This is a genomic window from Xenorhabdus sp. NBAII XenSa04 (assembly GCF_963866145.1).
Lineage (GTDB): Bacteria > Pseudomonadota > Gammaproteobacteria > Enterobacterales > Enterobacteriaceae > Xenorhabdus > Xenorhabdus indica.
The window spans coordinates 59,549-76,002 of record NZ_CAWMEB010000410.1 but is presented as its reverse complement, the minus strand read 5'-3'; the positions used below and the strand labels follow the sequence as shown (position 1 = coordinate 76,002).

The window sequence follows — 16,454 nt, the reverse complement described above, 5'->3', positions numbered from 1 at the left end:
ATAAAAGTCGAGCATCGCGTAAAATTAATAAATGTATAGGTTTTGACTAGCTAATTATTGTTCTATATCATGCAGTTAAACCATTAAAGCCATCATCAAAAAATCAATTAACATACTGCTATAACTATTAAATAGTTAGCCTATAAAATATGAAAAAACAAAATAATATCACTCCGCAATTAATTCATATGTGGGAAAAAAGCATTGATCCCTGGGGAGCTAAAGACTTCCAATCAAATTTTATCTACGCCAATTCTGCCTTTTATCAACTACTCAATCTACCTAAAGATTTTAACATTACAGGGCTTAATGTAAGCGAATTACCTTCACCCATTGCAGAATATGAAAAGGAATTCCATTATCAGGATAAAAAGGTTATGCAAACGATGCAACGCGTAACTACAATGGAAACTCATTTATTCGGAAAAGACAAAATTAAACAATCGTATCTTTGTGATAAATATCCACTTTATGATGACAAAGGTAATTGTATTGGTATCACTTTTCATTTATACAAAATCCACAACTTTTCTGCTTCTTATTATTACGATAAAATCACACCAAAAACATTAGAATTCGTGCCTCCCAATAATATACTGACACAAACTGAATGGGAGATTCTATTTCTACTTTTACGTTCTCTGGATGAAAATAGAATCGGCAAAGAATTAAACATAACAACGGAAGATGTTATTAATTACATACTGTCCATTTATCAAAAATTTAATCTTTCAAGACATGTAAATCTGAAAGAATTTTTTAAAGAACAGAATCTTGAACACTATATTCCTGAAAGACACATCACTATTGGTAGCATAGGATTAAGTTGAGCATATTATTCAAGCATAAAAAAGGAATATTGATATGGGTAAGAAGTCCATCATTTCACCGCAAATAATTAATACACTAGCAGCAAGTAACGATCCCTGGGGAATAAAAGACAAAAACTCATGTTTTATTTATGGTAACAAAGCATTGAATGCGATTAAAGGATTTTCTGATTCATTTGATTTTGAAGGGCTTTATGATGACGAACTTCCCTGGGATGGTGCTGAATTTGCAGAAGCATACATTCACCATGACCAGAAAGTAATGGCTGAAGAAAAATCATATGTTTCACTCGAAACCCATATTTGGGGAGAAACGAAAACATTATCGTCTTACTTCTGTGAAAAATCACCTATTTATCATGAAAATGGTGACTGTATAGGAATTATATACCACTTATGGAAAGCCCAAGATTATTCATTAACCCGCTTATACCACGGGAAGCTCCCTGCTTCTATCATGTTTCAGCCACCTACTCATTTATTTACTCAACGGGAATGGGATGTCATTTTTCTCTCTTTGCATAAATATACTAGTAAACAAATTGGTAGAATATTAAATATCTCCTATCGTACTGTTGAAAACTATACAGCACAAATATATAGAAAAGTTGGTGTTAGCTCCGCTCAACAATTGGAAGAATACTGTCGATTAAATAACTTCGATCTCTATGTACCTGAAAGGTTTTTACAACCTGAAAGCCGTATTTTCATTTGAATTTCAAATAATGGCAATACTCACAACAGAATGTCCGTGTAATGTCACGGATATTAATCTTAGCGAGGATTACCGTTATCCCCCCCCAAATATTTTTATAAAGAATATATTTCTTCTGCTATTTAGGATCTTTTCTGCCAACCAGACGCTTTACCTCTTGCCAGCTAGCAAAATAGCGCCATTAAATAAACTATTTTTCAACCAACAAGTGATCTGCATTCCATTTTTGCAATCTGATGCAAATTTGCATTGATCATTCTTTGATCGCAACCTATTTATTGTTCAACAATTTAAAACGATAAGACAACAATTTATGCGATTTAAACCAACAATAGAACAACACTTCATTTATCCAAAGGGGAAGTAAACGATGCAGTACACTGTCAATTTCTGGCCCTTAATCGGGATCGCAGTCATCATAGTCGGTTTTATTCTGAGGCTTAATCCTGTCTTGATTGTAACAATTGCAGGGCTGGTTACTGGGTTAGCCGCCGGGATGCCAATCCTCGATATTCTGGAAAAACTCGGCTCTGGGTTTCTTAATACACTGAATCTATCTCTGACTATTTTACTGCCCTTAGTTATCATTGGCCTGCTGGAAAGACATGGGTTAAAAGAACAAGCCCAACGTACAATTGCCCATATCAAGAGCGCCACCACAGGACGTCTATTGATCATCTATTTATTTATACGTGAAACCTCTGCTGCTCTGGGATTAACCAGTCTGGGCGGGCATCCACAAATGGTTCGTCCACTGTTGGCACCTATGGCAGAAGGAGCTGCCGAGAATCAATACGGTGATTTGCCTGACCATGTCCGTTACCGGATCCGTGCTATGTCCGCTGCAACGGATAATACGGGATTATTTTTCGGTGAAGATATCTTTGTCGCATTCGGTGCCATTATCTTTATGCACAATTTTATGCTGAACTCTGCAGGCATCCAGACTGAACCTCTGCATATCGCCATGTGGGGCATTCCGACCGCTATTTGTGCTTTTTTAATCCATTCAACTAGGCTATATCGCCTTGATAATCGGCTGGCCAAAGAAATTGCTTCCCTGAATCATGCACCTTTAAACCCGATAAAGCAGGCCAGTAAGGAGGCAAGATAATGCTTCAATTACAGTATCTCTATTATTTAGCGGGTATTATTTTACTTATTATTACTGTGATGTCCTGGCGCGATAAAGCCAATCCCCGTCGCTTGACTACTGGTCTGTTTTGGGGACTTTATGGCTTTATTTTTCTATTGGGAGACTGGAGCTACCGTCTGTTAGAGATCTGGATCAGCGACGAAACTCATGCGACAAGAACTGTTCATATCGGAGTAGGAATTCTGGTGGTTGTAATGGCTTTGCTAGCTGGATTTGGGGGAGTACATTTAGGTAATTACCACCAGTCTACACCAAAACAGCGGCAGGAAAGTGCAGATCGTCTTGGCAATCGCTTATTTTTACCCGCTCTGCTTATTCCCGTTATCACTATGATTAGCGTTCTGCTGTTCAATCATGTCCCAGGATTAGAACAAGCAATTTTCGGCGAAGGTAATCATACAACGTTGATTACACTGTTTTCTATTAGCCTTGGCTGCCTGATCGCATTGGTCATCGCCATATATATCACCCACGAAAAAATCATGCAGCCTATGCAAGAAACTCGCCGATTGTTGGACTCTATCGGCTGTGTGTTCATTTTACCGCAAATTTTGGCAACTCTCGGATTACTGTTTACTGCCGCAGGAGTGGGCACGATTATTTCCCATCTGACGGAGAGTTATCTGGCTGTCGATAACCGATTTATCGCTGCAATGGCTTATGTATTTTGCATGGCGTTACTGACCATGATCATGGGAAATGCTTTTGCTGCTTTTCCCATTGTGACAGCGGGGATTGGTATTCCTATTCTGATTTTGCAACATGGAGGCAATCCGGCAGTGATGGCAGCAATCGGGATGTTTTCCGGTTATTGTGGTACGTTGATGACACCAATGGCAGCAAATTTTAATCTCGTCCCTGCCGCGCTATTGGAGTTACCTGATCGAAATGCCGTTATTAAGGCGCAAATTCCTACGGGATGTATCTTGCTGATTACCAATGTATTTTTACTCTATTTTCTGATGTTCATATAAAAAAATCAGTGATAAACACATTAGTTATAAATACATACTTTATAAAATAACGACAGGAAACAGCTATGAAAACAATTTTAATCACTGGTTTTGAGCCTTTTGGGAACGAAATCATCAATCCTTCATGGGAAGCAATAAAACCACTGCAAGGCAACCAAGTTGCCGATGCAAATATTGAAACTCAACAACTCTCCTGTATTTTTGATACTTCACTGGAACAGCTTTACGCCGCCATTGATAAACATCAGCCGGAAATGGTGATTTCCGTTGGGCTGGCAGGAGGCAGGCCAAATATCAGCGTAGAGCGGGTTGCAATCAATATCAACGATGCCAGAATTGCTGATAATACAGGTAAACAGCCAATTGATACCCCGGTTATTACCGGAGGCCCTGCGGCTTATTTCTCCAGCCTCCCTATCAAAGCAATGGTCAATAAACTGAAGGCAGCAGGTATTCCAGCTTCTGTCTCTCAAACAGCCGGTACTTTTGTCTGTAACCATGTGATGTATGGCTTATTACATTATCTGTCACATAAATACCCTGCTGTTCGTGGAGGATTTATCCATGTTCCTTATTTACCGCAACAAGCAGCAGAGCATACAGAGATGCCAAGTATGTCTCTGGAAACAATGACTATCGCATTGAAAATAGCTATTGAGATAGCCTGGAAAAATAAATCGGATATTGTTGTGGCAGGTGGTACAACTCATTAAGTTTGCCACTACGTTGTATGCCCTCTATTTCAAGCTGCAGCTTTGATTGGCTGCACCTTGAGGCTTATAAGCTATACAGACTTTTTAGGGATCAAGTGTGAAGATATAAACATTAATCCGACCAGAACAAGGACAATAATAAACCCTTTTTCGTTAAATATATCCATTGAAATACCCGTCATTAAAGGTCCCATAAGACTGCCAATGCTCCAAATAATGCCAAATAGAGAATTTATAGTAATTAGTGTCTGGCCTGAATATTTTTTCCCTGCTCTCACTAATGATAAGGTATAAATCCCGCCACCGAATGCTCCCATGATGATAATATCAAGCCATAAAAATATAGAATTTACAGTAAATGGTAATGCTAATAAGGTAAGAATAAAAACCACTCCACAAATAATATGCATCCTTTGATGATTAGTTTTATCTGCAAGCCACCCTATAGGAACTTGAAAAATTGCATCACCAAGAAAAATTACTGTTATCAGGGTAATGGTGACTTTTTCTTGAATTCCCAATGAAAAACCATATAGTGGAAACATGGATAATGTCGCTGCATCAAAAAACGAAAAACAAAAAACACCAATCATAAGACAGGGCGCAGACATAATTAATGGCAAGGCAGAATATTTTATTTCTTGATTTTTTTCTGTCTGTTGTGATAAGGATGCTGAAGGATTTATTAAAATAATTACAATACAAACAATGGAGAATAAGCTCAGTAATGTTGCAGGAATAAGTGAGATAATACCAACGATAGAAATCAATAATGGCCCCAGTAATTGACATCCGGTAAATACTGAAGTGTATAATCCCATCAATGTTCCTTTATAGTTATCACTAGCATTATCGCTGATCCAGGATTCTCCAACCACCACAATGATACCACAAGCAAACCCCATCAAGAATCGGGGAATAGCAAGATAATATACTTGGTTTATGTAAGTGGAAAATAAAGTAGAAACGGCAAGTAATAATAAAACAAAAATCAATAAATTATTTAATTTAAATAAACGAGTCAATATTGGAATAATCATAGAAGAAATCAGCATTCCCACCGCAGGTAATGCTGACACTATACCCAAAGTCGTTGAAGCGTGATTTTGTCCTGCCAGCTTTAAACTGACCATTGGCAATGTATATCCCATTGCTAATCCTACGAGAGATGCTCCCAATATAATGGATACCATATATGATTTATTAATGCTGGCAGTCATTTTTACTTTTTTACCTGTTGTACGGTTCAACCAAATACTGATATATATCCCTTTGCGGCAATGTACTTCCATTAATTCTATTACCATCATACCAAAGGCATGATGCAGCGGGTCCTTGTCCACCATATGGAAGATAACCATGTTCCTCCAAATGTAAATCAGTATTATGGAGAATACTATCCGGTAAGTGTAACTTTTTGCTTAATTCATAGTTAATATAATCGCTTGTACCAAATAAAGAAATGTACATAGCATTAGCAGAGTAACTTGGATGAGAAAAATAATCTATTAATTCTTGATCTAGCTGATATCTTTGCAAAAAGAAAACAGGAGCAAAAAACTCTTTGTAATTACCGCCTAAAACGAGAGGTTTTTCAAATACAGTCGGTTTTATCATACCATTTATAGGATTTATTTCTCCACCATAGGTACAATAACTTCTGTTCATTTTAAATATTGATGCAATCTTTATACTGTGATCAATATCACTGTTAGGGCCTACTATATTTTCATAATCAGAATAAGGACCTACTTTATCTTCAATTCCTTTCAAACTAAAAATTAATTTATCCTTAAACACATTATATATATCATTGTGTACCAATATAGAATTGGGACCGGCACAATCTTGCCCTTGATTATAGAGCACAACTCGTTTGGCACTTTCGATAGCTAAATCTATATCCGCATCCTTTGATACAATAAGAGGATTATGTCCTGCCCCATTTAAGATAAACAATGTGTTTTTTCTAAAGTGTTTGCGAACTTTAATTGCATTCTCTGGTGTACCGGTAAAAATAACAGCATCGGTTATTTTTACTCTTTTACTTAAAAATAACTCTTTATCTTCATAGGAAACTGAAAATGATTCAGATATTTTCGATAGATCAATAACCTTTTCAAATTTTTTATAATGGGGATGCATCGCTGTAGGTGGACGAATACAAATATTTTCAGCCATAAGAGAAGGTATAAAACCAAAACACACAGAAGCATAAATTGGTTGGTTCAGAGGAAGAAATGATGTAATGCCGTAGACTTTCTTTTGAAAAAATTTTTCGTTTTTTTCAATATTTTCTAAAAGATCTACTGCGCGATAAATCTCATCTTCAGTGACGATTTTACATTGGTATTCAGAAAAAGCGTCAATTAGGGAGCTTGTCTGTTTTTTCAACTCATGAGATAAAACATTACATTTTTCCCTAATTTGATGAAAATTAATTTCACCGAATAATTTTGTCATATATGGTTTTTCATCCTTATACAAATTTCTTACAATAGATGATTCTGTTTTTATCGCACCACTTTCTTTTGTTTCATTTTCTTTTTTTATTTTTTGTGGATTATCAAAACATTCAATTATTTCTTTTATATCATTTACTGCTATCCATGTCTTTATTCTTGGGCCACAGATATCACCAAATAATCCCCTATAAAGTAAATTCCATATTTGTGGTTTATCCTTTTCTGGGAAATGATTTTCGTAGGTATCAAATATAAGTTTTATTATATCTTCCTTACAAAAGTATTTTCCTGATTTTATCGACTCTGTGATAACAGAAAAATACTGCTTCTCTTTGTTTGTTGTTAACCCTCTGTTATCATTTTTATTGGTTTTTAAGTAATAATTATAGCTAATTGTTAGTTCATTTTCCGATATAATTTCCCCATCTCTTTTATATAAATCAAGAAATTTTCTTGCTGATGCAAGGCTGGTTGGCTTTGATGCTTTTAATATCCTGGATATCTTTAAAAAAGATAAGCGTTTTTTATTTTTGCTCAAAATATTTACTTGATCATTCAATCCAGGAAACTGTTCTATATAAAATCTAGTGGCTTTTTTAGGATCTTTTGATAAATAAATTTGAATGGCGTCTTGTGTAAGGAGATTTCTGACATCACTCAGAGAGAAGCCATTACCTTTTGATTTAGATATTTTTTCCCCAGAAGAGTCAAGAAAAAGTCCATATTTGTAAAAACGTGGAGTAGGTTTATGTAATGCACTGAAAATCTGACGAGCAACAACTGCTGAACCTGTCAGGTCTTCTCCATGCATTTCAAAATGAATATTTCTATGCAACAAACGCATGCTCCAGTCAGCTTTCCATTGGAGTTTAGATTTGCCATTTAATATTGAAATTGTTTGCTCTTGATCTAATATTTCATCCTGATAAAGCTCTCGAAGTTCTACACCATATTCATACCCAGGTTTATTCACTATTTCTTCTGAAGGTATATAATAGGTTATCTCTCCATCATCTGGATTTACATTTGTTATGACAATATGCTCAAGTACTTTCCCTGTTTTTTCAGAAATAGGCATTATGATGTTATATGTTCTCTGCCTTAAATAACCTGTAGACCCTTTGCATATCTGATTGATAATTGAAAAATTTCTCAGAAACACTTTAATTGTATCGTTATAGTCTCCATTACTATAAGCCAGAGAATTATTTATTATATTGCAATCTATATCATACTCTTTGACAAATTCCAATAATCGTTTTTCCGCCATCTCTGAGAATGAAGAGTATACGCCGAATGGGTCTGGAACTTTATTTACTGGCAGACCTAAATAACTTTTTAACTTTTCTGAATTAGGTACATTAGTTGGTATTTTTCTGAACGGGTCAAAATCGTCTGAAATAAGATAAAAATTAACTTTTCTACCCAATTTGTTGAGTTCTTTTTTTACTAAATTGGTACGAATTATTTCACAAAGTGTTCCTATATGAGGAATTCCTGTTGGACCAAATCCAGCACCAATATTGATTTCCTTTCCGTAGGGAATTGTATCATGTATTTCTGATGCTTCCGTAACATACCATTTCATAAATAATCAACTCCTATACGAATGATTATATATTTTTTGCAACGGATATAAATTAGATTAAAAATATGATTATTTCATTATCAAACCATTTTCGATGAAAATAAATATAACAAAATTTAATAAGGTTGTTGTGGTTTGGATTCAACTGAAAAAAATAATACGCCTATGATTTTTGAAGTCAACGAGTTATTTGTCTTTTATTATTGTTATTTTATAAGATAGTTTATTTTTTGATAACCTGATTCGAATGAAAATTAAGAACATAAAAAGATTTAAGAAATAATTTCTAAGAAATAAAATAACAACAAATTATATTTAACAGAATTGATAATTCCTAACATCCTTCAACTAAAGAATAAGACAAATGTTAGAAGTAAATTAGCCACTGCACACAGTGGCTAATCAATTAGTTATCACTACACTAAAAATGGAAGGTTCAGAAAGGTCATAGTTGATAAAAATTCAGCAACCAGATAACAATCACGGCAAAAATCGCTGCGATAATATCATCCAGCATAATACCAACCCCACCTTTGACGTAACGGTCAAACCAGCGAATCGGCCACGGTTTCCACATATCGAAAATGCGGAATATCACAAAAGCCACTAAAACCCATTGCCAGTTGAGGACAGGGATCGCCATTAATGTGATCCACATTCCGATGAATTCATCCCAGACCACACACCCCGGATCTTCAACCTGCATAGCATCGGCTGCTTTCTGACAAATAACACAGCCAATAATTGTGCCGAACAGAATAGCCAGCCAGATCCCCCATTGAGGTAACTGTACTAACAATAACCAAAATGGGATAGCAGCGACTGAGCCCATAGTGCCCGGAATAACCGACGATAAACCACTGCCGAATCCGGTAGCCAGCAAGTGCCACGGATTACTCATCCTCAAACGGCGTTTTGCATCATCCATGAGTTCCCTCCGTTTGGTCATTCTTTTCACGCTCAGATGCTTGGCAATCTTCTACCGGCTTTTTCTCGGTTTTAAAATGGTCGAATCCTTTCAGATCTAGCTCGATCTCTTCATTATGATTAAAGTAGCGAATACCTTCTGATTCTGGTCTGATCTGCCCGATACAGCAGAAACTGGCTCCTGTATGTGCCAAAGCCATATTTAATGCACCACGGTTCAGTTCAGGCACAGTAAAGCACAACTCGTAATCTTCTCCACCGCTTAATGCCAAACTTAATGCCTGCTGTGGCGGGACATATTTCTGCATCGCCTCAGAATAAGGCAGTGCATCCAGATTAATACGCGCACCACATTGGCTGGCAGTCAGAATATGGTTCAGATCGGAAATCAAGCCATCGGATAAATCGATAGCAGAAGAGGCTAAATCACGCAATGCCTGCCCCTGCAAAACCCGAGGCTGTGGACGGAGATGACGCTTGAGAAGCCAGTTTTGGACGGCTGTCTCTTCGATTGTCAGGCGATCCTGCAATAAGGCAAGCCCTGCTGCACTATCACCCAAAGTTCCTGTCACATAAATCCAATCACCGTTTTTGGCACCGGTACGACGTAATGCTCTGCCAGCCGGAACCAGACCATGTACAGTCAGAGTCAAACTCATCGGACCTTTGGTCGTATCTCCACCAATTAACTGCATTCCGTAATAGTTCAGTTGTTCAAACAGACTATCACTAAACCGCTTTAACCAATCCTCATTGATAGCCGGCAAAGTCAGCGCCAACGATGCCCAGGCAGGATCTGCTCCTACCGCAGCCAAATCGCTGATATTGACAGCCAGAGCCTTATACGCCAGATCTTCCGGTGCAATATCAGGAAGAAAATGAATACCAGAAACCAACGTATCTGTTGTCACTGCCAGCTCTTGCTTTTCTGCAACGGTCATCAGCGCACAATCATCACCAATCCCTAGATTCACATCACGTCGGCGGATAACATGGCGATTGAAATAACGTGCAATGAGGTCAAATTCACCACATGCCATAATAGAATTCCAAAAAGTGACTGACGATGTGTACATAAGGCCGGGGAAACCGGCCTTATGTTTAAAATCATCGAGTTATAATAGGGGCTATTGGCAAGCAATCACTTTTTTTTACGTGCTACCGGGCCAGCTTTGTCCAATACCCCATTCACGAATTTATGACTATCTTCGGCACCAAATGTTTTTGCCAATTCGATACCTTCATTAATAGCCACTTTGTAGGGAACATCATCACGAAAGCTTAGTTCAAACATCGCAACGCGCAAGATGGCTTTTTCCACCTGACCTAACTCTTCAAGCTGGCGGGAAAGATACGGAGCCATCAAGGCATCCAATTTTGCAGCATTCACCGCGACCCCAGACAATAATTCACGGAAATAGGTGACATCAACACCGGTTACATCCTGCTCTGACAGAAACTGCAATTCAACATCAGCGATGCTGTTTTTGGATAATTGCCATGAATAAATTGCCTGAACAGCACACTCACGAGCACGACGACGAGCAGCAGGTTTCACAAAATTCCCCTTAATTAAAACTAAAAAACTTAAGCCTTGATGGCTTTAATTACATTAATCATTTCCAATGCAGTCAAGGCAGCTTCTGCTCCTTTATTGCCCGCTTTAGTACCCGCACGTTCAATCGCCTGTTCAATATTTTCGGTTGTCAGAACACCAAACGTGACAGGAATGTCGCTGGACATTGCCACACTGGACAAGCCAGAGCTACACTCACCGGCAACATATTCGAAGTGAGCCGTACCGCCACGGATAACAGTACCCAAAGCAATAACCGCATCATACTTTTCGGATTCAGCCAGTGCCTTAACTGTCAACGGCAGCTCATAAGCTCCCGGAACCCATACTACGGTGATATTGTCTGAAGAAACCTGACCGATGCGTTCCAGCGCATCCACGGCCCCTTCCAGCAGGCTGTCATTAATGAAGTTGTTAAAGCGGGCAATCGCAATCGCAATGCGTGCTTCAGGAGCTGCAACAACACCTTTGATTATGTTCATAGCCTTCCTTATATCTTATTAACATCCGCAGGGGCGCGGATCTTATCACATTCTTTTTCTCTGCGTCTTGATTTATGTTCAAAGTTAAATCAGAGCACTTAGCACGGTCGTAAACGAAGACGCACATCAGGCCCAACCTGTTGTACATCCAGCAACGTAAATTCTGGCGCATCCGATAATTTTTGTAGTTCAGGGATAGCAAACAACCCACGGGCGCTGCTCCCCAATACTTTGGGAGCGATATAGAGGATCAGCTCATCCACCAAGCCCAAAGACAACAAAGCACCTGCCAGCGTTGGCCCACATTCAGCCCAGACCGAATTTATCTGACGTTTACCAAGCTGCATCATCAGCAGAACTAAATCAACACCAGCGCCGTGTGCCGGCAACATTATCCTTTCAACAACTCGCTCAATATCTTCAGGCCAGCACTGTTCATCTTTATCAGAATCTGCCGAGTCAGTGTGCACTAACCAACATTGCCCTGATGGCTGAACAACTTGATGGTGTGGCATCACACGGTTTTGACTATCCACAATAATACGGATCGGTTGACGCAAAAGTTCTTGAGGATAAACAGACTGAGTTTCTGCATCCAGTTCATTCCAGCGAACCGTCAGTGAAGGATCATCTGCTAACACCGTCGCGCTGGAACTCAGGATAGCACTGCACTGTGCCCGCAATTTCTGTACATCCTGCCGTGCTTCCGATGAAGTAATCCACTTACTTTCACCCGATGCCAATGCAGTACGCCCATCCAATGAGGCTCCCAGTTTTAATTGCAGATAAGGAAATCCGGTGCGCATACGCTTGAGAAATCCTTTATTCAGTATTTCGGCCTGTTCCATCATTAAACCATGTTCAACCGCAATACCTGCCTGCTGCAATTTATATAAACCACGTCCTGCAACTTGTGGATTAGGATCCTGCATAGCCACCACAACACGACTTATACCTGCGGCAATCAAAGCATCAGCACAAGGAGGAGTTTTACCATGGTGGCTGCATGGCTCAAGGGTAACATAGGCCGTTGCACCTTTTGCCTTGTCACCAGCCATGTGAAGAGCATGAACTTCTGCGTGAGGTTCACCCGCACGTAAATGAAAACCTTCCCCTATTATTTGGTCATCTTTGACAATGACACAACCCACGTTCGGGTTCGGGGATGTCGTAAAACGCCCCTGATACGCCAGTTCCAGCGCCCGGGACATATAAGTTTCATCAAGAGTCATAGTGATGGCCTTTAATCTTGTAGTCTGGCGATCTCTTCACCAAATTCCCGAATGTCTTCAAAACTACGGTAAACAGATGCGAAACGGATATAAGCCACTTTATCGAGTTTTTTCAGCGCATCCATCACAAAATTGCCGATCATTTTAGACGGAATTTCACGCTCTCCCGTAGCCCGGACCTGTGACTTAATGTGGCTAATCGCCATTTCCACATCATCAGAGCTGACAGGGCGCTTTTCCAGTGCCTTCTGCATGCCACGACGCAATTTTTCTTCGTCGAAAGGCTCCCGCATATCATCACTTTTTATAACTCTTGGCATTACCAGTTCTGCAATTTCAAACGTGGTGAATCGTTCATGACATTCGAGACACTGACGGCGGCGGCGCACTTGTGAGCCATCTCCTACCAAACGGGAATCAATAACTTTAGTATCAACGGCTGCGCAAAATGGGCAATGCATATTGTTTCCTGACAGTTAACCGAACAGATAGACAGTTTACCTTGAAGTGATAATGAAAAACACCCTGTCAGTAAGTACTCACAGGGTGTTTGAACAAGACAAACTATGTCATCACAGAAAAAATGATTAAGGAAGAATGGAAGGTTGATCTGCTCCTTCTTTCTCCACTTTCTGCACAACAATATGTTCGCGCTTCATACCGAGTTTCAGTGCCAGTGCAGATGCAACATAGATAGAAGATGCTGTACCGATGGAAACTCCGATTAACATCGCCAGTGAAAAGCCTTTCAGCATTTCGCCACCGAAGATATAAAGCATCAGCACCACCAGTAATGTTGTTGCTGAAGTCATAATCGTACGGCTCAGAGTCTGAGTCAGAGAAACGTTTACGATTTCATATGACGTACCACGACGTATCTTGCGGAAGTTCTCACGAATACGATCCGAGACAACAATACTATCGTTCAATGAATAACCGATAACGGACATCAACGATGCCACGATAGTCAGGTCAATTTCAATGTGGAATAACGACAATATACCTAATGTAATGATAACGTCATGAGCAAGCGCAATAACAGCCCCTAACGCCAGACGCCATTCGAAGCGAAATCCAACATAAATCAGGATACAGATCAGTGCCACCAATAGCGCCATTGCCCCGGTTTGCGCTAACTCGCTTCCTACACTTGGGCCAACAAATTCAACTCGCTTAACAACCGCATCTTTATCAATCTCTGCGTTGATGACCGAGATAATTTTATTGCCTAGCTCCTGACCGGCATTACCCGTCACTGGCGGCATACGAACCATGACGTCACGGCTGCTGCCAAAGTTTTGCAGAAGTGGATCTGCAAAACCATTTTTCGTCAGGCTCTCACGCATTTTATCCAGATCAGCCGGTTTACTCAGGTTAATCTCAATTACCGTACCTCCGGTAAAATCAAGCCCCCAGTTAAACCCGCGAGTTGCTATCATTACGATAGAAGCAACCAACAGCAGAAATGAAACAGTAAAGGCAACGTTGTCCCAGCGCATAAAGTCGATGACTTTACGCCCATAGTTTAATTGTTCAACAGAGTAATCCTGTGCCACAACGTGCTCCTTAAATTGATAGCTTATTGATACGCTTACCACCATATAATAAGTTCACGATTGCGCGTGTTCCTATAATGGCAGTGAACATTGACGTCGCTACACCGATGCTGGTTGTGATCGCAAACCCTTTGATAGAACCCGTTCCTACTGCATACAAGATAATGGCGGTAATCAGCGTCGTCAGGTTGGCATCAATGATACTGGAAAATGCCCCCTTATAACCTTCATGGATAGCTTGCTGTATGCTCCGCCCGTTACGCAATTCTTCTTTGATTCGTTCGTTTATCAAAACGTTCGCATCCACCGCAACAGCCAAAGTCAATACGATACCTGCAATACCCGGCATCGTCAGTGTCGCCCCCGGTAACAAGGACATAATCCCGACGATCAAGACCAAGTTTGCCAACAGCGCACTACTCGCTATCAAGCCAAATTTACGATAGTAAATCACCATGAACAATACAGAAGAAATCAATCCCCACAAACAAGCTTCAAGCCCTTGCTCAATATTCTGCATACCAAGAGTTGGCCCAATTGTGCGCTCTTCCACAATCTGGATTGGCGCAATCAGAGCACCTGCACGCAGCAATAATGCCAATTGGCGCGCTTCATTCGGGTTATTAATCCCGGTAATACGGAAATTATTACCCAAACGGGACTGAATAGTTGCGATGTTGATAACTTCTTCGTGCTTAGCCAGAATTGCCCGGCCATTAGCGTCTTTCTTACCGCTGTCTTTGTACTCCACAAACAGCGTTGCCATAGGCTTCTGTAGGTTATCTTTGGTGAAGTTAGACATCGCAGTACCACCGGCACTGTCCAGTGAGATATTAACCTGAGGATACCCGTTCTCATCAGTTCCCGATGTTGAATCAGTAATATGATCACCGGTCAAGATAACACGCTTGTACAGCACAGCAGGACTACCATCACGGGTATATTTCAGTTCTGAATCACCCGGAATACGGCCTGATGCAACAGCGCTTTGGTCAACGTTGGTATTTACCAAACGGAATTCCAGCGTTGCAGTTGCCCCAAGAATTTCCTTCGCACGGGCAGTATCCTGAATGCCCGGTAATTCAACGACAATACGGTCAGCACCTTGACGTTGTACCAAAGGTTCAGCAACACCCAGTTGGTTAACACGGTTACGCAGGATAGTGATGTTCTGCTGTACAGCATAGGAACGAGCTTCACGCAAACGTTCATCACTCATGACCGCTTTCAAGGTACTGTTAGCGCCTGTCGAAAACACCAGGTCGCGATGGCGGGGTACAAGATAGCTTTCTGCTTTAGAGCGGGCATCATTATCACGGAAACGAATTTCTACACCGTAATTCTCCGCCTTGCGGATAGTGGAATAAGCAATGCCTTGGTCGCGCAGTTCAGAACGCAGACTATCAATATTCTGTTCCTGAAGTTTACTCATGGCAGTGTCCATATCCACTTCCATCAGGAAGTGGACCCCTCCGCGCAGGTCTAAGCCTAACTTCATCGGCTCAGCGCCAATTGTGTTTAGCCAGATTGGGGTCGCAGGCGCAAGATTTAATGCCACAACATACTGTTCACCCAATGCAGAAACTAAAGCTTCACGAGCACGGAGCTGAATATCCTGGCTATTGAAACGAGCAAGAATTGCCCCATTTTCCAGTGCAATGGATTTGCTCTTGATCTGTTCTTTATCTAAAACATTACGGACCTGGTCCAGCGTTTTTTCACTGGCGGCGATACCTCGCGCACCAGTGATTTGCACAGCCGGATCCTCACCATAAAGGTTGGGAAGTGCGTAAAGCAGACCGATGAGGATCGCAGCGATCAGCATCAGATACTTCCACAAAGGATAACGGTTCAACACGGCAGTTCCCTTCGGGAAAATCGGAAAATTAAATAGCTTTCATTGTACCTTTCGGCAAAATGGCAGCGACGAAATCACGTTTGACAGTTATTTCTGTGGTGTCATTCAGGGCAATTACGATGTAGCCAGTTTCAGACACCTTAGAGACACGACCAACCAAACCCCCAGAAGTCAGTACTTCATCTCCTTTGGAGATGGAATCCATCAGTTTTTTATGTTCTTTGGTGCGTTTTTGTTGCGGACGCAGAATCATGAAATAGAAAATCAAACCGAAAACAACCAGCATGATAATCAGAGAATATGGGTTTCCCTGAGCTTGCGCTGGCGCACCAGCAGCTGCCGCAGCTTCAGAAATAAAAAAACTCATCAAATATCCCTCATT

At 40.3% G+C, this 16,454-nt stretch carries 16 protein-coding genes; 5 read left to right on the top strand and 11 right to left on the bottom strand.

The window, feature by feature from the left end:
• Positions 1-149: 149 nt before the first annotated feature.
• From AAC147_RS15420 to pcp, 5 genes are all read left to right on the top strand, one after another.
• A complete protein-coding gene (locus tag AAC147_RS15420) occupies positions 150-830 on the top strand; it encodes a PAS domain-containing protein (protein WP_047678409.1) in 681 nt (226 codons plus the stop codon).
• A 34-nt stretch (positions 831-864) separates the two neighbouring features.
• Positions 865-1,545 carry a helix-turn-helix transcriptional regulator gene (locus tag AAC147_RS15415; protein WP_047678406.1) on the top strand — a complete coding sequence of 227 codons (681 nt, stop codon included), beginning with the start codon at positions 865-867 and terminating at the stop codon, positions 1,543-1,545.
• A gap of 370 nt (positions 1,546-1,915) precedes the next feature.
• Positions 1,916-2,659, top strand: a complete 744-nt coding sequence (locus AAC147_RS15410; protein WP_047678404.1) for a DUF969 domain-containing protein — start codon at positions 1,916-1,918, stop codon at positions 2,657-2,659.
• Positions 2,656-3,675, top strand: coding sequence for a DUF979 domain-containing protein (locus tag AAC147_RS15405; RefSeq protein ID WP_187649749.1), 1,020 nt, complete (start codon positions 2,656-2,658; stop codon positions 3,673-3,675). The genes AAC147_RS15410 and AAC147_RS15405 overlap by 4 nt, the downstream gene beginning before the upstream one ends.
• Before the next feature lie 65 nt (positions 3,676-3,740).
• Positions 3,741-4,388: a pyroglutamyl-peptidase I gene (pcp, locus tag AAC147_RS15400; RefSeq protein WP_047678400.1), complete on the top strand. Its 648-nt coding sequence runs from the start codon at positions 3,741-3,743 to the stop codon at positions 4,386-4,388.
• A 71-nt stretch (positions 4,389-4,459) separates the two neighbouring features.
• On the opposite strand, the gene AAC147_RS15395 is transcribed toward pcp, so the two are convergent.
• The 11 genes from AAC147_RS15395 to yajC form a co-directional block, all read right to left on the bottom strand.
• The gene (locus AAC147_RS15395; RefSeq protein WP_338114283.1) at positions 4,460-5,695 is read right to left on the bottom strand and encodes an MFS transporter; all 1,236 of its coding nucleotides are present in this window, start codon (positions 5,693-5,695) and stop codon (positions 4,460-4,462) included.
• The gene (locus tag AAC147_RS15390; RefSeq protein WP_052189345.1) at positions 5,619-8,441 is read right to left on the bottom strand and encodes an aldehyde dehydrogenase family protein; all 2,823 of its coding nucleotides are present in this window, start codon (positions 8,439-8,441) and stop codon (positions 5,619-5,621) included. The genes AAC147_RS15395 and AAC147_RS15390 overlap by 77 nt, the downstream gene beginning before the upstream one ends.
• 445 nt (positions 8,442-8,886) lie before the next feature.
• Complete coding sequence (gene pgpA / locus AAC147_RS15385; RefSeq protein ID WP_047678397.1) at positions 8,887-9,369, bottom strand: phosphatidylglycerophosphatase A; 483 nt, start codon at positions 9,367-9,369, stop codon at positions 8,887-8,889.
• Positions 9,362-10,408 carry a thiamine-phosphate kinase gene (thiL, locus tag AAC147_RS15380; protein WP_047678394.1) on the bottom strand — a complete coding sequence of 349 codons (1,047 nt, stop codon included), beginning with the start codon at positions 10,406-10,408 and terminating at the stop codon, positions 9,362-9,364. The genes pgpA and thiL overlap by 8 nt, the downstream gene beginning before the upstream one ends.
• Before the next feature lie 101 nt (positions 10,409-10,509).
• Positions 10,510-10,926, bottom strand: coding sequence for a transcription antitermination factor NusB (gene nusB / locus AAC147_RS15375; protein ID WP_047678391.1), 417 nt, complete (start codon positions 10,924-10,926; stop codon positions 10,510-10,512).
• A gap of 29 nt (positions 10,927-10,955) precedes the next feature.
• Positions 10,956-11,426 carry a 6,7-dimethyl-8-ribityllumazine synthase gene (ribH, locus tag AAC147_RS15370; protein WP_047678388.1) on the bottom strand — a complete coding sequence of 157 codons (471 nt, stop codon included), beginning with the start codon at positions 11,424-11,426 and terminating at the stop codon, positions 10,956-10,958.
• Between the two features lie 98 nt (positions 11,427-11,524).
• Positions 11,525-12,658 (bottom strand): bifunctional diaminohydroxyphosphoribosylaminopyrimidine deaminase/5-amino-6-(5-phosphoribosylamino)uracil reductase RibD, encoded by a 1,134-nt coding sequence (gene ribD / locus AAC147_RS15365; protein ID WP_047678385.1) that lies wholly within the window; start codon positions 12,656-12,658, stop codon positions 11,525-11,527.
• Between the two features lie 11 nt (positions 12,659-12,669).
• Complete coding sequence (gene nrdR / locus AAC147_RS15360; protein WP_038262912.1) at positions 12,670-13,119, bottom strand: transcriptional regulator NrdR; 450 nt, start codon at positions 13,117-13,119, stop codon at positions 12,670-12,672.
• Between the two features lie 126 nt (positions 13,120-13,245).
• Positions 13,246-14,214 carry a protein translocase subunit SecF gene (secF, locus tag AAC147_RS15355; RefSeq protein WP_047678379.1) on the bottom strand — a complete coding sequence of 323 codons (969 nt, stop codon included), beginning with the start codon at positions 14,212-14,214 and terminating at the stop codon, positions 13,246-13,248.
• A gap of 10 nt (positions 14,215-14,224) precedes the next feature.
• Entirely contained in the window at positions 14,225-16,072 is a 1,848-nt protein-coding gene (secD, locus tag AAC147_RS15350; RefSeq protein WP_072032472.1) for a protein translocase subunit SecD, read from the bottom strand.
• A 28-nt stretch (positions 16,073-16,100) separates the two neighbouring features.
• Positions 16,101-16,439, bottom strand: coding sequence for a preprotein translocase subunit YajC (gene yajC / locus AAC147_RS15345; protein ID WP_047678376.1), 339 nt, complete (start codon positions 16,437-16,439; stop codon positions 16,101-16,103).
• Between the last annotated feature and the right edge of the window lie 15 nt (positions 16,440-16,454).